General features: G+C 73.9%; 16 protein-coding genes. 2 read left to right on the top strand and 14 right to left on the bottom strand.

The annotated features are described in order from the left end of the window. Positions 1-40: 40 nt before the first annotated feature. From ACIGXE_RS00760 to ACIGXE_RS00710, 11 genes are all read right to left on the bottom strand, one after another. The gene (locus ACIGXE_RS00760; protein ID WP_399740931.1) at positions 41-820 is read right to left on the bottom strand and encodes an HAD-IIA family hydrolase; all 780 of its coding nucleotides are present in this window, start codon (positions 818-820) and stop codon (positions 41-43) included. Positions 821-900: 80 nt separating this feature from the next. Further along, positions 901-2,451 carry an alkaline phosphatase family protein gene (locus tag ACIGXE_RS00755; protein WP_399740928.1) on the bottom strand — a complete coding sequence of 517 codons (1,551 nt, stop codon included), beginning with the start codon at positions 2,449-2,451 and terminating at the stop codon, positions 901-903. A gap of 151 nt (positions 2,452-2,602) precedes the next feature. Then, positions 2,603-3,661 carry a 2-aminoethylphosphonate ABC transporter substrate-binding protein gene (locus tag ACIGXE_RS00750; RefSeq protein ID WP_399740925.1) on the bottom strand — a complete coding sequence of 353 codons (1,059 nt, stop codon included), beginning with the start codon at positions 3,659-3,661 and terminating at the stop codon, positions 2,603-2,605. Positions 3,662-3,703: 42 nt separating this feature from the next. Continuing rightward, complete coding sequence (locus ACIGXE_RS00745; RefSeq protein ID WP_399740922.1) at positions 3,704-4,507, bottom strand: ABC transporter permease; 804 nt, start codon at positions 4,505-4,507, stop codon at positions 3,704-3,706. After that, on the bottom strand, positions 4,494-5,681 hold the full coding sequence (locus ACIGXE_RS00740; protein WP_399740918.1) for a 2-aminoethylphosphonate ABC transporter permease subunit: 1,188 nt from the start codon (positions 5,679-5,681) through the stop codon (positions 4,494-4,496). The genes ACIGXE_RS00745 and ACIGXE_RS00740 overlap by 14 nt, the downstream gene beginning before the upstream one ends. Then, the gene (locus tag ACIGXE_RS00735) at positions 5,674-6,741 is read right to left on the bottom strand and encodes an ABC transporter ATP-binding protein (protein WP_399740915.1); all 1,068 of its coding nucleotides are present in this window, start codon (positions 6,739-6,741) and stop codon (positions 5,674-5,676) included. Before ACIGXE_RS00735 ends, ACIGXE_RS00740 begins: the two co-directional genes overlap by 8 nt. Next, positions 6,738-7,439, bottom strand: a complete 702-nt coding sequence (locus ACIGXE_RS00730; RefSeq protein WP_399740912.1) for a phosphonatase-like hydrolase — start codon at positions 7,437-7,439, stop codon at positions 6,738-6,740. Before ACIGXE_RS00730 ends, ACIGXE_RS00735 begins: the two co-directional genes overlap by 4 nt. Positions 7,440-7,444: 5 nt before the next feature. Beyond that, a complete protein-coding gene (locus tag ACIGXE_RS00725) occupies positions 7,445-8,575 on the bottom strand; it encodes a TIGR03364 family FAD-dependent oxidoreductase (protein ID WP_399740909.1) in 1,131 nt (376 codons plus the stop codon). Positions 8,576-8,733: 158 nt separating this feature from the next. Beyond that, complete coding sequence (locus ACIGXE_RS00720) at positions 8,734-9,531, bottom strand: GntR family transcriptional regulator (protein ID WP_399743660.1); 798 nt, start codon at positions 9,529-9,531, stop codon at positions 8,734-8,736. 313 nt (positions 9,532-9,844) lie between these two features. Next, the gene (locus ACIGXE_RS00715; RefSeq protein WP_399740906.1) at positions 9,845-10,900 is read right to left on the bottom strand and encodes a hypothetical protein; all 1,056 of its coding nucleotides are present in this window, start codon (positions 10,898-10,900) and stop codon (positions 9,845-9,847) included. Between the two features lie 125 nt (positions 10,901-11,025). Further along, positions 11,026-12,360 (bottom strand): ROK family protein, encoded by a 1,335-nt coding sequence (locus tag ACIGXE_RS00710; RefSeq protein WP_399740904.1) that lies wholly within the window; start codon positions 12,358-12,360, stop codon positions 11,026-11,028. A 56-nt stretch (positions 12,361-12,416) separates the two neighbouring features. Here ACIGXE_RS00710 and ACIGXE_RS00705 point away from each other — a divergent pair, with 56 nt between their 5' ends. Next, complete coding sequence (locus ACIGXE_RS00705) at positions 12,417-13,508, top strand: Gfo/Idh/MocA family oxidoreductase (protein ID WP_399740900.1); 1,092 nt, start codon at positions 12,417-12,419, stop codon at positions 13,506-13,508. Next, complete coding sequence (locus tag ACIGXE_RS00700) at positions 13,505-13,990, top strand: heme-degrading domain-containing protein (RefSeq protein WP_399740897.1); 486 nt, start codon at positions 13,505-13,507, stop codon at positions 13,988-13,990. The genes ACIGXE_RS00705 and ACIGXE_RS00700 overlap by 4 nt, the downstream gene beginning before the upstream one ends. Before the next feature lie 18 nt (positions 13,991-14,008). Here the strand turns inward: ACIGXE_RS00700 and ACIGXE_RS00695 are convergent, their stop codons facing one another. The 3 genes from ACIGXE_RS00695 to ACIGXE_RS00685 form a co-directional block, all read right to left on the bottom strand. Continuing rightward, positions 14,009-15,535, bottom strand: coding sequence for a choice-of-anchor A family protein (locus ACIGXE_RS00695; protein WP_399740895.1), 1,527 nt, complete (start codon positions 15,533-15,535; stop codon positions 14,009-14,011). A gap of 238 nt (positions 15,536-15,773) precedes the next feature. After that, positions 15,774-16,631, bottom strand: a complete 858-nt coding sequence (locus ACIGXE_RS00690) for a fumarylacetoacetate hydrolase family protein (RefSeq protein ID WP_399740892.1) — start codon at positions 16,629-16,631, stop codon at positions 15,774-15,776. A gap of 442 nt (positions 16,632-17,073) precedes the next feature. Next, positions 17,074-17,805: a dienelactone hydrolase family protein gene (locus ACIGXE_RS00685; protein WP_399740889.1), complete on the bottom strand. Its 732-nt coding sequence runs from the start codon at positions 17,803-17,805 to the stop codon at positions 17,074-17,076. Between the last annotated feature and the right edge of the window lie 146 nt (positions 17,806-17,951).

Raw genomic sequence — 17,951 nt, 5'->3', positions numbered from 1 at the left:
CATCCGCAGAGGGCCGGCCGTGGCCCTCACCTGCGACGACTCAGACGCGGTCGACGAGGTCCGCGATCGACTTCACGATCTTCGACGGGCGGAACGGGAAGCGGTCGATCTCCGCCTGGGTGGTCAGTCCGGTGAGCACCAGGAAGGTCTGCATGCCCGCCTCCAGACCGGCCAGGATGTCGGTGTCCATCCGGTCGCCGATCATGGCGCTGGTCTCGGAGTGGGCGCCGATGGCGTTCAGGCCGGTGCGCATCATCAGCGGGTTCGGTTTGCCGGCGAAGTACGGCTCCTTGCCGGTGGCCTTGGTGATCAGCGCGGCGACCGAGCCGGTGGCGGGCAGCGGGCCCTCCAGGGACGGGCCGGTCTCGTCGGGGTTGGTGCAGATGAAGCGGGCGCCGGCGTTGATGAGCCGGACCGCCTTGGTCATCGCCTCGAAGGAGTACGTACGGGTCTCGCCGAGGACGACGTAGTCGGGGTCGTGGTCGGTGAGCACGTAGCCGATGTCGTGCAGCGCGGTGGTGAGGCCGGCCTCGCCGATGACGTAGGCGGTGCCGCCGGGGCGCTGGTCGTCGAGGAACTTGGCGGTGGCGAGCGCCGAGGTCCAGATGTTCTCGACGGGGACCTGGAGGCCCATGCGGGCCAGCCGGGCGTGCAGGTCGCGCGCGGTGTAGATCGAGTTGTTGGTGAGGACCAGGAAGGGCTTCCCGGTGTCGCGCAGCTTCGTGATGAACGCGTCGGCTCCGGGGATCGGCACGCCCTCGTGGATGAGGACACCGTCCATGTCGGTGAGCCAGGATTCGATCGGCTTGCGCTCTGCCATGGGTGCGGGACTCCTGCCGTACGAACGTGCTGTGTGCTGGGGGCGACGCGACGACGCTGTGGCGACGCCCCCAGACTAGGTCAGGAAGTGCTCACCTTGACCCCGTCGATCACCCAGTACCAGTTGTTGGACCCGGTGTAGCGGAAGCGGAAGCTCACGCTGGACGCGCCGGCCGGCACGGCGACCGTGACCGACTGCGGCTGCGAGACGACGTCGGCGGTGTAGCTCCTGACGACGGTCGGGGTGCCGCCGTTGAAGCTCGCGAGGATCTGCGCGGTCTGCGCGCCCTCCTGCCGGTAGAAGGTGGTGAAGTCCAGGGTGACGCGGGCCGCGCCGGTGACCGCGTACGCGGGACTGACGAGTGTGGAGTCGTACGTGCCGGAGAAGGTCTTGTCGGCCCACTCGTCGGAGTCGGCGACGGCGAAGACGCCCCGGGCGCGCACGTTGAGCTCGCGCCACTGGTCCCGCTGGGAGCGGGACCAGAACTCGTCGGTGGCGAAGGACCAGCCGCGCCACTCGGTCACCCCGCCGGTGCCCATGGCGTTGCTGATGACGGACCAGCCGCTGGGCGCGGTGTGGGTGAAGCCGAGGACGCCGGTGGGGATGCCGGTCTCGTCGACGCGGCCGCCGAGTGAGGACTGGAGGGCGTCGAAGGGGTCCGTGGAGCGGTCCTGGATCGGCTTGCCGTCCAGGCCCCAGGCCGGGTCGGGGGTGATGCCGAGCTGGCGGAAGACGGTGGCGGCGACGTCGACGAGCCGGGTGTCGATCGGGCGGGCGCCGGCGGCGATGCCGGGGCCCTGGGCGAGGACGAAGGTGCGGCGCTCCTCGATGCTGGACCCGCCGTGGCCGCCGGCGTCGGTGTGTCCGTGGTCGGTGGCGACGATGACGGTCCAGCGTTCGGTGGCGTAGGAGGGGCGGGCCCGGACGGCGGCGAGGAGGCGGCCGAGGTAGCCGTCCTGGACGTCGATGGCGTCGAGGTACTGCTGGCTCGCCGCGCCGTAGCCGTGCCCGATCTCGTCGGTCTCGCCGAAGTAGACGAAGAGGACGTCGGGGTTCTGGTTGCGCAGGACGTCCTCGGTGATCTGGGTGATCTGGAGGTCGTTGACGGCGTAGTCGTTGTTGTAGACGAGCTTGGCGTCGGCGCCGGGGGTGACCGTGCCGTAGGTGTCGAGCTCGGGCCAGTCGACGGCGGCGAAGAGCGAGAGTTCGGGCCGGACCTGGTGCAGGCGGGCGAGGAAGCCCGGGTAGGTGCCGTAGGCGCGGCCGCTGAAGGTGTTGTCCTTCACGCCGTGCTTGTCGGGCCACACACCGGTGGAGATGGTCGACCAGCCGGGGCCGGAGGAGGTGGCGGCCATCGGGTTGGCGTAGAGCAGGGAGCGGCCGTAGGTGCCGTTGGCCATCAGGGACTTGAGGTTCGGCGCCTTGGCGGCGTCGATGCGGTCGTGGCGCAGGCCGTCCATGCCGACGAAGAGCACCTTGTCCTTGCTGGTGCCGTCGGGGAGCGTCGGGGCGGCGGCGGCCGCCCGGGCGGCGGGGGCGGCGGCGAGGCCGGTGGCGGCGACGGCCGCCGTGGCGCCGGCGGCGGCGAGCACGCTGCGGCGGGAGATGCGGGAGATGCCGGTGAGCGGCATGTCGGGGGTCCTCCGTAGGGCTGGGCGTCAGGGGGCGGAGCGCACCAACGCCCCTGACGCGTCAGGGGCGTTGAACGAGGAATCGCTTTGGTCCGTACCCGTTATCCTTCCGCGACAATTCCGCGCGGGGAAAGGGGCGTGCGGTGAACTTTCAGCTGCCGGTCGCGGACTTCCACGCGTCCACGTAGGCCGTCAGGTTCTTGTCGATGTCCGCCCAGTCCGGCTCGAAGACCACGACGCCGCTCATCAGCCTGCCCAGCGCGATGGCGTTGGCGTCGGTGGCCCGCACGTCCTTGCGGACGGAGAAGCCGCCGCCGACCGCGCTGACCTCGCGCTGGGCCTGCTCGGTGAGCATGAAGTCGAGCAGCTTCTTCCCGTTCTCGCCGTGCGGGGCGCCGTTCACCAGGCCGGCGGCGTACGGCAGGGCGAAGGTGGTGGGCCGGCCGCCCTGCTTGGCGGGGAACCAGATGCCGAGGTTCGGCATGGACCGGGCCTGCGCGAAGTTCATCTGGACGTCGCCGTTGGCGACCAGGATCTCGCCCTTGTCGACCTTGGGGGCGAGCTTGGAGGTGGAGGAGGACGGGCCGACGTTGTTGGCCTGGAGCTTCTTGAGGTACTCCATCGCCGGCTCCTTGCCGCCGAAGTCGTGCATGGCCTTGATGACGACGGCGGTGCCGTCGCCCGCGACGCCCGGGGTGGAGTACTGCAGCTTGTTCTTGAACCTGCCGTCGAGCAGCTGCTCCCACGTGGTGGGCGCGGTGGGCAGCTCCTTCTTGTTGTGGACGAAGCCGAAGTAGTTGTTGACGACGGCGATCCACGTGCCGTCGTCGGCCTTGTCGGCGCCGCTGACCATGGCCGCGTCCTTCGGCGTGTACGCCTGGAGGAGCCCCTTGGAGTCGGCCTGCTGGATGAACGGCGGCAGGGTGACGAGCAGGTCGGCCTGGGTGTTGCTCTTCTCGCGGGCGGCGCGCTGCACCATCTCGCCGGAGCCGCCCTCGACGTACTTCACCTTGATGCCGGTCTGCTGCTCGAAGTCCTTGAAGACCTTGTCGTACCAGCCGTCGCCCGCCTCGCCCTTGAGGCCGTCGGCGCTGTAGACGGTGACGACCTTCTCGTCGGCGGCGGTGGTGGAGCCGGCGCAGGCGGTGAGGGTGGCGGCGAGGGCGAGAGCGCCGGTGACGGCGGTGATCGGCGTGGTGTACGTACGCATGGCGTCGTTCTCTCCAGGGTGAGGAGTGAGGGAGGGGGTGGGTTATCTGTACGAGGCTTTGGTACGGATGCGGGAGACGGCGAGCAGGACCACGAGCGTCGCCGCCATCAGGACCACCGCGAGCGCGGAGCCCGTGAAGAGCGAACCGCGGTCGGTGGCCGTGAAGACGAGCACCGGAAGCGGCAGCCAGTCCGGCGGGTAGAGCATCATCGTGGCGCTCAACTCGCCCATGGACAGGGCGAAGCAGAGCCCCGCCGCCGCGTTCAGCGAGGGCAGCAGAAGCGGCAGCCGGACCTTGAGCAGGACGTACGAGGGCCGGGCACCCAAACTGGCGGCGGCCTGCTCGTACATCGGGTCGAGACGCAGGATGGCGGCCGAAACCGACTGGTAGGCGAACGCCGTGACAAGAACGGTGTGCGCGAGGATCACGATCCAGCGCGTGCCGTTGAGGAGCAACGGCGGCTGCGAGAAGGCGACCAGGACGGCGAGTCCGACGACCACGGACGGCACCGCCACCGGCAGCACGAACAGCGCGTCGAGGACCTTCCGGCCGATGCCCTTCCCGCGCAGGGCCGTGGCGGCGAGCGCGGCCCAGGTCCCGAAGGTCAGCGCGAGCAGGCTCGCGCTGAGGGCGGTGACGAGGCTGGTGGTGAGCGCCTGGAGCGACTCGCCGCGCACGGCGGCGGCGTAGTGCTCGGTGGTCGGCCCGGAGGGGAAGGCGCCGGACCAGTGGGTGGAGAAGGAGGCGGTGAGGATGACGAGGAGGGGCAGGGCGAAGAGCGGTACGAACAGGACCGCGAACAGGGCCCAGGCGCCCCACCGGCCGGCTCGGCTATGCACCAGCACGACGGCGGCTCCCTTCCCGGCCGGCCCCGGCGCCGCCGGACCTGGCCACGAGCGTCCGGTAGAGCCCGTAGAGCCCCACGGAGATCAGCACGTTGACGACGGCGACCACGCAGGCCGCCGCGTAGTCGGACTCGAGGACTGCCTTGCCGTAGACGAGCATCGGCAGGGTGGTGACGCCCTTGGCGCCGGTGAACAGGACGATGCCGAACTCGTTCAGGCACATCACGAGGACGAGGCTGCCGCCGGCGGCGAGCGCGGGCAGCGCCTCGGGCAGGATCACGCGGCGCACGATCCGCAGCGGCCGGGCGCCGAGCGAGGAGGCCACCTCGAGCTGGGCGGTGTCCAGCTGCGAGAAGGCGGCGAGCAGGGGCCGCATCACGAACGGCGTGAAGTACGTGATCTCGGCGAGCAGCACGCCCCACGGGGTGGTGAGGAACCGGAAGGGCCCGCTGTCCGCGCCGGTGACGTCCGTCCACAGCCCGTTGGCCATGCCGACGGTGCCGTACAGGAACAGCAGGGCGAGCGTGATCAGGAAGGACGGGAAGGACAGGAAGACGTCGATGAACCTGGCCACCGCCCGGCCGCCGGGGAACGGCACGAACGCGAGGACGAGCGCCAGCACGAAGCCGAGGACGAGACAGCCCGCCGTGGCCGCCGCGGCGAGCCACACGGTGGTGACGAGCGCGTCCCGGAAGGACGCGGAGGCGAAGACCCGCGCGTACGCGCCGGGGGCCAGGGACTCCTGGACCACGAGGGCGAGCGGGTAGAGGAAGACGACGGCGAGGGCGAGGACGGGGGGCGCGGCCCAGAGCCAGGAGACGTCCCGGCCGTGCGGGCCGCGGCGGGGGGCCGGGGCGGCCGCGTCGCCGTGCGGACCGCGGCCCGGGGCCGGGGCGGCCGCGTCGCCGTGCGGACCGCGGCCCGGGGCCGGGGCGGCCGGGTCGCCGTGCGGACCGCGGCCGGGGGCCGGGGCGGCCGCGTCGCCGTGCGGACCGCGGCCCGGGGCCGGGGCGGCCGGGTCGCCGTCCGGCCGTGGATCCTTCTCCCCCGGTCGCGGGCAGGCGTCCGCGTTCCGGCCGCCGCGCTCGCCGCCGAGGTCCCGCGCGGCAGGGCGGCCGGGCACGGCCCCCGGCGCGGGCTGCGCCTTGGTGAGACGGGCCCCGGGGCTAGCCATCGTGCACCCCCGCCGCCAGCAGCACCGCGTCCTCCCGCGCGAAGTGCAGTTCCACCTCGTCGCCCGGCGCCGGTGCCACCCGCAGCTCCCGCACGTCCGCCTTCACCCGGTGTCCGGAGCCGACCGCCACGTACAGGCGGTGCGTCGCCCCCCGCCACTGGACCTCGGCGATCCGGCCCCGCAGGGTGTTGGGGCCGGGGCCCAGGCCCACCAGGTGCGGCCGGACACACAGCGTCGCGGAGGAGCCGGGGACCGCGCCCCCGTCGACGGGCACGTCGAGCGGCACCCCGTCGAGGGTCACCCCGTCCGTGCCGACCGTCACCGGCAGCAGGTTGGCGTTGCCGACGAAGGAGGCGGTGAACCCGGTACGGGGCCGCCGGTAGAGCTCCTGCGGGGTGCCGCAGTCCTGGAGGCGGGCCCGGTCCATGACGGCGATCCGGTCGGCGAGGGTGAGCGCCTCCACCTGGTCGTGGGTGACGTACAGCAGCGACACCTCGGGCAGCTCCCGGTGCAGCCGCGCCAGTTCGGCGAGCATTCCGGACCGCAGCCGGGCGTCGAGCGCGGACAGCGGCTCGTCGAGGAGCAGGACGTCCGGGCGGATGGCGAGCGCGCGGGCGATGGCGACGCGCTGCTGCTGCCCGCCGGAGAGCTCGCGCGGATAGCGCTTGGCGTAGGCCGCCATCCCGGTCATCTCCAGGGCCTCGGCGACCCGCCCGGGGATCTCGGCCTTGGGCGCCTTCCGCGCCTTGAGGCCGAAGGCCACGTTGTCCTCGACCCGCATGTGCGGGAAGAGGGCGTACTGCTGCACGACCATGCCGATCCCCCGCTGGTGCGGCGGGAGCCCGGTGACGTCGCGGTCGCCGATGAACACCCGGCCCGCGACCGGCCGGACGAAGCCGGCGACGGCCCGCAGGGCGGTGGTCTTGCCGGACCCGGAGGGTCCGAGCAGCGCCATCACCTCGCCGGGCTCGACGGTCAGGTCGAGGGAGTCGAGGACGGTGGTGCCGTCGTAGGCGACGGAGACGCCGTCGAAGCGGATGCCGCTGGTGGCGCTGCTCATCCCCGGCGCTCCTCGTACTCCCGTACGAGCGCGGGGAGTCCGGCGACCGAGGGCAGGACGTCGGTGGCGCCGTGCTCCCTGAGCGCTCTCTCGCCGTGGGCGCCGGTGAGGACGCCGGCGACGATCCCGGCGCCGGAGCGGACGCCGCTGAGCATGTCGTACGAGGTGTCGCCGGCGACCACGACCTGGCGGACGTCGTCGACGGCGCCGGTGTGCAGCAGGGCGGCGAGCACCATGTCGGGGTACGGGCGGCCGCGGCCGCCCGCGTCGGCGGGGCAGAGGGTGAGGCCGACGAGTTCGCGCCAGCCGAGGGCGTCGAGGATGGCGTCCTGGGTGGCGCGGGCGAAGCCAGTGGTGAGGACGACGGTCCGGCCCTGCTCCTTGAGGGCGGCGACGGCCTCGGCGGCGCCGGGGACGGCGGCGATCCTGCCGTCGGCCACCAGCTCGCCGTAGGCCGTCTCGAAGGCCAGGTTGGCCTGCCGGGCGCGGGCCTCGTCGCCGCCGAAGAGGTGGCGGAAGACGGAGATCTTGGACTCGCCCATGGTGGCCCGGACGTGGTCGATCATCGTCGCCGGGTCCTCTCCGAGACGCTCGGCGGCGGCCGTGAAGGCCTGCTCGACGAGGCCGCCGTCGGCGACGGTGGTGCCGGCCATGTCGAGGACGACCAGGTCGTGCCGGGGGGTTTTGTCGGTGGTCATGGTGTTCACCAGCCCAGTTCGTTCGCGGTGGTCTCGGCGATGGCGGGCGAGCAGGTCATGCCGCGCCCGCCGGGTCCGGTCACCAGCCACACGCCGTCGCTCACCCGCTGGCGGTGGACGACGCGGGTGGTGTCGGTGCACTGCGCGTACACGCCGGCCCAGCGGCGGCGGACCCGCGGGAGCGGGCGGCCGAGGAGGGACTCGACCACGCGCGTGAGGTGCTCGTAGGGGTCCTCGACGGTGTCGAAGGCGAAGGGGTGCTCGTACTCGTGGGTGTCGCCGATGGTCAGCCCGCCGTCCAGGCGCTGCACCATGAGCAGCTGCATCCGGTGGGCGGCGGCGGTCGGGTCCTGCGCCTGTCCGGCGTTGAGGGCGTCGAGGGCAGGCGAGGCGTAGGCCGGGTAGTAGCGGAAGGAGTCGGCGTCGGCGACCGAGGTGGTGAGGGGTTCGCCGAGCGGGTCGGTCTGCATCATCTGCAGCCGGACCCGGCGGACCGGGATCTCGCCGGCCACCTCGCGGACCAGCCCGGACAGCCACGCGCCGGTGCACAGGACGACGGCGTCGCCGCTGTGGACGTCGCCGTGGTCGTCGCGGACGGCGCCGCGTCGGCCGGCGTCGACGACCTCGCGCACCTCACGACGGGGCAGGAAGGTGTAGCGGCCGGAGGCCAGGAGGGCCTCGCGCAGGGCGAGTTGGGCGGTCCGGGGCTCGACGGCGGCATCCCGCTCGCACCACAGGGCGGCGTCGAACGCGCCGCGCAGGGCGGGGTTCACCGACCGGGCCTCGTCCGGCGTGAGCAGCTTGTAGCCGCGGGCTGCGGCGTCCGGCCGGGCCAGGGCGGCCTCGGCGACGGCGAGTTCGAGCTCACCGCGCACGGGGGTGAGGGAGCCGATGGCCCGGAAGCCGAGCCCGGGGACGCGGGCACCGATGCCCTCCCAGAGTTCGCGGGCGCGCAGCGCGGTGTCGAGCTCCTCACCGCCCGCGCGCCCGCTGACCCATATCTGGCCGAAGTTGCGGAGGGACGCCCCGCGCGCCTCGGCCTCGCGCTCGATGTGGACGACCTCATGGCCGCGTTCGACTGCCTGCCAGGCGTGCATGGTCCCCACCACGCCGGCTCCTACGACGATCACCTTCATGCCGTTCACGGTCGGGGCGGCGGGTGACCCGGGCCGGTCGGGGCGGCGACGGGACGGTGAACGGACCGACAAGCTTGGACTAGACCCGTTATCTCTTCGTGACCAACGGAAGGGGGAAGGAGGGGTGAGAAAGGAAGGGGGAGAAAGGGGAGGGATCGTCAGGTCTGGCGCCCCAGATGCGCGGTGAAGCTGAAGCGGTCGCCGCGGTAGAGGGTGCGGACGCGCTCCAGGGGCCGCCCCTCGGTGTCCCGCGAGACGCGGTGGATCAGGAGCATGGGCAGCGCGGGAGGGGTGCCGACGAGCAGCGCCTCGCGCGGGGTCGCGAGCACGGTCTCGATGCGCTCGTCGGCGTCGCCGAAGGAGATGCCGAGCCGGTCGTGGAGGTACGCGTAGAAGGACGAGTCCGGGTCGAAGTCGGTGTCCAGGCGCGGGGCGCGCGCCTCGGAGACGTACGTGCTCTCCAGGCCGACCCGCTCGTCGTCGGCGAGCAGCACGCGCTCCATGTGCCAGACGGGCGCGCCGCGTTCGACGCCGACCTCGGGGGCGAGGGCCTCGGGGCAGGGGAAGCGGTCGAGCGAGATGAGCGTACGTCCCGGCCTGCGGCCCTGCCGCCGCACGCCTTCGGTGTAGCTGGCGAGCGAGAGCGGCTGCTCCAGCTTGGGCCCGGCGACCACGGTCCCCCGCCCCTGCCGCCGCAGCCGCCCTTCCAGGAGCAGCTCGCGCAGCGCCTGCCGGACGGTCTCCCGCGACACCTCGTAACGGACCGCCAGATCCCGCTCGGTGGGCAGCAGCCCGCCCTCGCCCAGCTCGTCGACGAGGTCGGCGACCTTGGCCTTCACGGCGTAGTACTTCGGGACGCGCCCGTGCTCGGGGATCCCGGAGCGGATGGGGGCGCCGGGGTGGTCGGGGCTGCCGTGTCGCGGACCGCTCGGGCCGGGGCTGCTGTTTCTCTCCACGTTCTGCACGCGTTGATCGTCGCAGAGCCGAGTGAACGGGGAGGTGTACGGAACGTGGCCTGGGGGCCGTCCGGCCGCCCTGATCCGCCGGGGAGGGCCTGGGGCGGTCGGGTAGGGGGCGTCGTCTGCGCGGAGGGCAGGCGGCTGGTCCGGAAGAAGGCGCCGTCTGCGCGGAGGGCAGGCGGCGGGTCCGGAAGGGGGGCGTCGTCTGCGCGGAGGGCAGGCGGCCGGTCCGGAAGAGGGCGGCGTCGGGCGTGTCCGTAAAGTCCCGCATTGGCTCTCCGGGCAGACGACGCTACTTTCCGGACACGCCCTAGGTGTGCCGTCGGCGGCGGCCGCGGAACCGGAGGACGAGAACCACGCCGGTCGTGAGCAGGGCCGCGGCGGCCGGCGCGTAACGGAGGTCCGCACCGGGCCCCGTCGTGGCGAGTTCCGGGAAGACGGGTGCGGGCGCGGTGCTCTGGGCGGTGCCGGGGACGGTGGGGCGGGCGCTGGCCGACGGGCGCGGGGTCGGATCGGCGGAGCCGGTCTCGGCCTCCGGTTCGGCGGGGCCGATGGTCAGGCGGTAGTCGCCGGACTCGCCGACCCAGTCGCCGTCGTCGCCCCGGCGCTGGACGACGGCGGCGTTGACGACCACCTCGTCGGGCGCGGCGTCTGCCCGGAAGGCGAGCCGTACGGGGACGGTGAGCGTCCGGCCGGCGGGGACGGCGAAGCCGGGGAAGGCGGGGAGGGTGGAAGCGGGGTCGGGTTCGGCGGCGTCGGGGACGGAGCCGGGATCGGCGGACGAGGTGGATCGGGCGGTGCCGGTGGGGTGGAGGAGGCCGGTGGGTCGGGGCGAGCCGGCGGAGTGGGTGGGGCGAGTCAGGGCCTCGGGTTCGGTGGGGCGAGTGAGGGCACTGGGTTCGCCGGGGCTGAGGGGACTGAGAGGGCTGAGGGGGCTGAGGGGGCCGATGGGCGCGTCGGCGAACACGCCGACGCTCTCGGCCTGGTCGGTCCCCTCGAAGACCACCGGCCGCCAGATCCGCGCCGCCGCGTCGTAGAACTCGGCACGGATCTGTTCGGGGCTCAGCATCCGCTCGCGGTCGGTGAGGACGAGCACCGGATGGATGCCGCGGCAGGGCTCGGTGGTGGTGTTGGCGAGGTCCAGCTGCCAGGTCTGGAAGCGCCCGCCGGCGGGGTACTCGACGGGGCCGCCGCGGATCCGGGTGGCGAGCGGGAAGTCGGGCGCGTCGGCGACGCCGCACGTGGGGAGGGGTGCTCGGGCGGGCGCCGCCGCCTGGGCCGCCGGGGCGCTGTCGGGGACCACCGGGACGGCGGCCGTCGTGGCCGTGACGAAGGCGGCGAGGGCGAGGGCGTTGCGCGGTCGCATGAGGGGCGTGCCTTTGCTGCTCGCGGACGTACGGGGCGCCCGCGACGTTGCCACCTGCTTCCGGGCGGGCCCGGGAGCGACGCGGCGGGGCCGGCCGAACGCACCGCCGGTTCCGCCCGATCAGCCTATTTTCCGAAGATCGGCGCGAGGATCAGCTGGGCCGCGCCCTCCGCGACGGCGTACGGCGCGCCGGCGACCTCGACGTCCGCCGGCAGGCCGAGGCCGTCCAGGACCGCGCGGGCCCCGCGCGCGTACGCCTCGGGGTCGGCGAGGACCGCCCGGCCGCCGAGCAGCACGCGGTCGATGTCGAGCAGCCGCACCAGGTTCGCGGCGCCGGTGCCGAGGATGCGGGCGGCCTCCGCGCGGTCGCCGTCCGCGAGGGCCGCCAGGCACAGCACCTCCAGGCAGCCGCGTCCGCCGCAGCCGCAGGGCGGCCCGTCCAGCAGCACGGTCTGGTGACCGAGCTCGCCGGCACCGGTCCTGCCGCCGCGCAGCACCGCGCCGCCGAGGACGAGACCGGCGCCCAGGCCCGTACCCAGGTGGACGTACGCGAAGGAGTCCGGCGCGTCGGGACGCAGGGCGAGGCCGAGGGCGGCGGCGTTGGTGTCCTTGTCGAGGACGACCGGCAGGCCGAGCCGCCGCGCCAACTCGTCGCGCAAGGGAAAGCCGTCCCACTCGGGAAAGCCGGTGACCCGACCGGGCGTCCCGGCCCGGTGGTCCAGGGGACCGGGCATGGCGACGCCGACACCGAGCACGGGGCCACGGCCGACGGCGGGGTCGGCACCATGGCCGACGGCGGGGTCGGCACCACGGCCGACGGCGGGGTCGGCACCACGGCCGACGGCGGGGTCGGCACCACGGCTGAGAGCGGGGTCGGCGCCACTGCCGACGGCGAGGGCTCGGCCGTCGCCCGAGCCGGGGGCCGGCCCTATGCCGACAGCCAGGGCTGGGCCGTCGCTCGAGCCGGGGGCCGGCCCACTGCCGACAGCGGGGGCTGGGCCGTCGTCCGCCACGTCCCCCACGTCTCCCACGTCCGCCACGTCTGCCACCGCCTCCACCGCCGCCGCGACGACCGCCTCCGCCCCCGCGCCCAGGTCCAGGGGGACCCGGCGGGTGGCGACCCGGGTACCCGTGAGGTCGAGGAGGACGGCCGTGAGTTCGTCGCGGTCGAGGTGGAGGCCGACGGCGTACGCGGCCGCCGGGACGAGCCGGAGCACCGTGGCGGGCTTGCCGCCCGTGGAGGCGCGGCGGCCGGCCTCGGCGACGAGGCCCTCGGTCCGCAGCCGCGCCGTGATCTTGCTGACGGCCTGCGGGGTGAGGCCGGTGCGCTCGGCCAGTTCGAGACGGCTGATCCCGCCCTCCCCCGCCGCGCGCAGCAGGTCGAGCACCAGCGCCGCGTTGTGACTGCGCAGCGCGGGCAGGTTGGCCCCGGCGGCGGCTCCTCCGTTGTCCCTGTTCACGCCCCTATTGTGCCCGTCGCTTGCACTTCGGCAACAGCGTTGCCAAAGTGGTGGACATGAGCTCCCCCACCTCTCCGCCCCCCTCCCCGCTCCGCGTCGGGCTCGTCGGCTACGGCCTCGCCGGCTCGGTCTTCCACGCCCCGCTGATCGCCGCCTCCCCCGATCTCGTCCTCGACACGGTCTCCACCGGCAACCCCGAGCGCGCCGCCCAGGCCCGTGCCGAACACCCCGGGGTGCGCGTGGCCGGCTCCGCCGAGGAGCTCCTGGCGCGGGCCGACGAGCTCGACCTGATCGTCGTGGCCTCCCCCAACAAGACGCACGTCCCGGTCGCCACCGCCGCCCTCCAGGCCGGCCTGCCCGTCGTCGTCGACAAGCCGCTGGCCGGCACCGCCGCCGAGGCGCGTGCGCTCGCCGCCCTCGCCGACGAGCGCGGGCTGCTGCTCTCCGTCTTCCAGAACCGCCGCTGGGACAACGACTTCCGCACCCTCCGCTCCCTGCTCGCCGAGGGCGCCCTCGGCGAGGTCCAGCGCTTCGAGTCCCGGTTCGAGCGCTGGCGACCGCAGCTCAAGGGCGGCTGGCGCGAGTCCGGCGCCCCGGAGGAGATCGGCGGCCTGCTCTACGACCTCGGCAGCCATGTCGTCGACCAGGCCCTGGTCCTCTTCGGCCCGGCCGTCCGCGTCTACGCCGAGTCCGACGTGCGCCGCCCCGGCGCCGAGGCCGACGACGACACGTTCCTCGCGATCACCCACGCCGACGGCGTCCACTCCCACCTGTGGGTCAGCGCCACGACCGCCCAGCTCGGCCCCCGTTTCCGGGTCCTGGGACAGCGCGCCGGCTACGTGAAGTACGGCCTCGACCCCCAGGAGGCCGCCCTGCGCGAGGGCCTGCGCCCCGAGCCCGGCGCCGCCTGGGGCGTCGAACCGGCTGAGCTGTGGGGCCGGCTCGGCGCCGGAGAGTCCCCGCTGACCGGCGGCGGCACCCCCGTCGAGACCCTTCCGGGCGCCTACCCCGCCTACTACGCGGCCGTCGCCGCCGCCCTGCGCGGTGCCGGCGAGAACCCGGTCACGGCGTACGAGGCCGCCGCAGCGCTCGACGTCCTGGAGGCAGCGCGGAAGTCCGCCCGCGAGGGCGTGGCGGTGACGCTGTGAGTCCGAAGGGTTCGGCCGGCCTCTCCGTGGAGGAGTTGGCGGCTCAGGAGGCGCGGCTGGTCCTGCCCCGCTTCACTTACGAGGACGCCTGGACGCTCGGCACGATCCTGGTCGGGCTCGCCCGCGAGCGGCAGGCACCCGTCGCCGTCGACGTCCGGCGCGGCGCCCAGCAGCTCTTCCACTGCGCCCTGCCCGGGTCGAGCGCCGACAACGACGCCTGGATCGACCGGAAGCGGCGGGTCGTGGAGCGGTACGGCGTGAGCTCGTTCCTGGTCGGCGCCCGCTTCCGCGCCAAGGGCACGACCTTCGAGGAGTCCGCGCGCCTGGACCCGGACGTCTTCGCGGCGCACGGCGGCTCGTTCCCGATCGCGGTCGAGGGCGCGGGGGTCATCGGCTCGGTCACGGTCTCGGGCCTCCCGCAGGCCGAGGACCACGCGCTGGTCGTCCTCGGCCTGGAGCGGCTGCTCGGCTCGTACGCGTAGGAGCGCGCCCGCCCGGCCTCAGCGCCTTCGGCCCCTGCGGCGGGCGACCGCCACGAGGACGCCGCCGGCGGTGGTGAGGGCGAGGGCCATGGCGGCCATGACGGCTTTGGCGGCGGCGGATCCGGAGCCGGTGTCGGGGAGTTCGCCGCCATCGGGGGTGTGACCGCCGGTGGTCCCGGTACCGCCGGTGGTCCCGGTACCGCCGTTGCTCTCGCCGCCGCCGTTTGCACCGCCGGTGGTGCCGCCGGTGGCGTGGCCGCCCGAGTGCCCGCCACCGCTCGTCGTACCGCCGTCGGCGGCGCCCCCGTCGGACGAGCCGCCGTCCGTCCCGCCGTCCGCGCCTCCGTCCGTACCGCCGTCCGTACCGCCGTTCGTCCCGCCGTTCGTGTCCGAGGTCGTCGGGTCCGGGGTCGGGTCCGGGGTCGGAGTCGGCCAAGGGGTCGGCGTGGGCGTCGGCGTCGGGGTGGGCGAGGTCGGGCTCAGGCTGGGGCTGGGGGTCGGGGTCGGGCTCGGGGTCGGGGTGGTCTCGCCCTCGTCGCAGTCGGGCAGGTCGCCGTCGAACGGGTAGTTGTGGAACTCCTGGCCGCCGCCCCCGCCCACCACCGAGGCGTGGACGAGCGAACCGCTCGTGTAGAAGCGCCCGTTCATGCCGGGCATCGTCACCCTGGTCGTGCTGGCCCGGCCGGCGACGAGGACACTGCCCGCGAACTGCCCGCTGCCCTCGAAGAGCACGTCCGTCGCGTCGGGGAAGTTCCACAGCAGCCGCTCGCGCAGCCCCTCGGGGAAGCCGTTGACGTAGGTGTCGACGGTCCGCTTCGGGCCGACGACGTTGACGAGGACGGTCGCGTCGGCCGGGATGCGGGTGAAGCGCAGGCCCTGCGAGCCGCCGTTCGCCGACTCGAGGTCGAAGTCGACGTCGAAGACCTGGAGCGCGGACTTCCCGTCGCCGCTGAACACGGTCTCGTAGCCCTTGTTCACGGCGGTGCCGGTCGGGGTGCGCGGCCTGCCGCCGGGGTAGGCGTAGCAGCGGCCGGCCGCGGTGAGCCGATCCCGCAGGTCCCGGTACGGATCGGCGGCCTTGGGGTCGGCGACGGACGCCGGGCTCACGGTGCCGCTGCGCGTGCCCCCGTACCGTACGACTCCGTGCACCCGGCCTTCCTCGGCGAGCAGGCGCTGGCCGGGGGCGACGGTGACGTCCCCGCCGGCGGTGAGGAAGTCGGTGCCGTTGTCGGGCACGACGCGCGAACCGACGCCCGCGACACCGACGTTGTAGACCTGCGAGACGCCGGCGCGCTTGTGCAGGTCGAAGTCGCCGAGGACCACGACCTTGCCCTCGGCCTCGGCGGCCGCCTCGCGCACGAGGAAGTCGCCGCCGACGAAGATGTTGACGTTGTTGTCGCGGCCGGCGACGTAGCCGTTGTGGGCGTCCGGGTACGGCGCCGGGCAGCTGCCCGGCAGACAGGGACCCAGACCGCCCGGGAGCGGGGCGGCGGAGGCGGCCGAGGCGAGGGCGCCGACCAGCACAGCGGCCCCGGCGACCGCCACTCCGACAGGCCCCGCCCGATAATGACGATTCATTACATGTGCGCGCATATGCGGCAATATGCAGAACGCCAGTGGACATGGCGACGCCCCACGCGCGGGGCGCATGGGGCGTCGCCCGAACGACTCACGTACGGGAGGGGTTCACGTACGGGAGGGGTTCACGTACGTGAGGGGTTCACGTTCGGACCCGGCTCACGCACGGGCCGGGGAGCGGCTCACGCACGGGCCGGGGAGGGGCTCACGCGCTCTTGAGCTCCTGCCGCTGCCGGCCCAGGCCCTCGACCTCCAGCTCGACGACGTCGCCGGGACGCAGGTACGGCTTGGGCTCCGGCTGACCCATGGCGACGCCCGCGGGAGTGCCCGTGTTGATGATGTCGCCGGGGTAGAGCGTCATGAAGCGGCTGACGTAGCGGACGACCTCCGCGACCGGGAAGATCTGGTCGGAGGTGTGGCCGTCCTGCTTCAGCTCACCGTTGACCCAGAGCTTCAGGCCGAGGTTCTGCGGGTCCGGCACCTCGTCGGCGGTGACGAGCCACGGGCCGAGCGGGTTGAAGGTCTCACAGTTCTTGCCCTTGTCCCAGGTGCCGCCGCGCTCGATCTGGAACTCGCGCTCGGAGACGTCGTGGGCGAGGGCGTAGCCGGCGACGTGGGCGAGGGCCTCCTCGTCGGTCTCCAGGTAGCGGGCGGTCCGGCCGATGACGATCGCGAGCTCGACCTCCCAGTCGGTCTTCACCGAGCCGCGCGGGACGAGCACGGTGTCGTCCGGGCCGACGACGGTGTCGGCGGCCTTGAGGAAGACGACGGGCTCCTCCGGGATCGCCGCTCCGACCTCGGCGGCGTGGCCGTGGTAGTTCAGCCCGATGCACACGACCTTGCCGATGCGGCCGACCGGCGGACCGATCCGCAGCCCGGTCGGGTCGAGCGCGGGCAGCACGCCCGCGCCGAGCGCGGCGCGTACGCGCTCGAGCGCGGCACCGTCGGCGAACAGACCGCCGTCGATGTCGTCGACCACGGCGGACAGGTCGCGCAGGGTTCCGTCCTGGTCGAGGAGGGCAGGCCGCTCGGCTCCCGCCGGGCCGACACGCAGCAGCTTCATGGTCTTCTCCCTGTGGTCGAGGTGGCCCGGGGAGCGGGCCGTGATGAGCCCCGGCCGATGGAGTGCGGCCATCGGAGGATTGGTCGATCCTCCAAGACAAAAGGTCACTCTGCAAGACCCCGTTCACACCCTGGACCCTTACGCGCGGGTAACAAGGCGGACGGGTCGCGAGCAGCAGCCCGCGGGCCGGCAGGCCGCCGACCTTGCGGCGGACGGGCGGGCGACCTTGCGGCGGACGGGCGGGCGACCTTCCGGCCTGACGGGCGGGCGACCTTGTGGCTGAGGGCCGGCGGCCTTCCGGCCGACGGGCCGGCGACCTCCCGGCCGACGGGCCGGCGACCTCCCGGCTGACAAGCCGACGGCCGCCCGCCTGACAGGCCGGCGGCCCTCCGGCCGGCAGGCCGGACCCCTTCCGGCCTGCCGGCCTGCGCCCCGCCCGGGCTCACTTCAGGTGTCGGTCCAGGAACCGGCAGGAGTCCTCCAGCTCGAACCACGGCGTGCCGACATGCCCTCCCAGATTGGCGTGCAGCGTCTTCTCCTTGCTGCCGAAGGCGTCGAACAGGTCGAGGGCCCGCTGCCGGGGGTTCCCGTCGTCGTCCCACTGCAGCAGGAACAGCAGCGGAACGGTGACCTGCCGGGCCTCCTCGCGCTGGGCGCGGGGCACGTACCCGCCAGCGAAGAACCCGGCGGCCGCGATGCGGGGCTCGACCACCGCCAGCCGGATGCCGAGGGCGGCCCATCCCCCGGAGTACCCCACCGGGCCGCCGATCCCGGGCAGCTCGAGGAGGGCGTCCAGGGTGGTCCGCCAGTCCGGCACCGCCTCCTCGACCATCGGGCCGACGAGGGACTCGAAGATCTCGTCGAGGGGCTCGCCGGCCTGCATCGCCCGGCGGAGTTCGGCGCGGGCCTGCTCGGCGGCGGCGGAACGGGGACGGTCTCCGCACCCGACGGCGTCGATGGTGGCCACCGCATAGCCGCGCGCCGCGGTGTACCGGGCCCGGGCCACCAGCCGGGGGTCCGCCTTGGGCAGGCCGTTGTTGTGCGCCATCAGGACGAGCGGTGCCGGTGCGGCGGACTCCGGCGTCCACAGGGTGCCGGGGATCTCACCGAGGGTGAACTCGCGCTCGAGGACGCCGTCGTCGAGGCGCTGTTCGGAAGTGAAGTGAAGGGCCATGGTCGTGCCTTTCGGGAGTGCGCTGGAACGGCGCTCCCGGACGACCTATCGCCCGACCGTGACCCCGGAGGGGAGCACCCATGTCGATACTGCGTTCACGGGTACCACCTCCTCGTTCTCTCGCACGGCCTCCGGAAAGCTAGCAG

This window comes from Streptomyces sp. NPDC053431 (assembly GCF_044544925.1).
Classification (GTDB): domain Bacteria; phylum Actinomycetota; class Actinomycetes; order Streptomycetales; family Streptomycetaceae; genus Streptomyces.
Note: the sequence above shows the minus strand (reverse complement) of the source record. Positions and strands in the feature narration are given on the sequence as shown.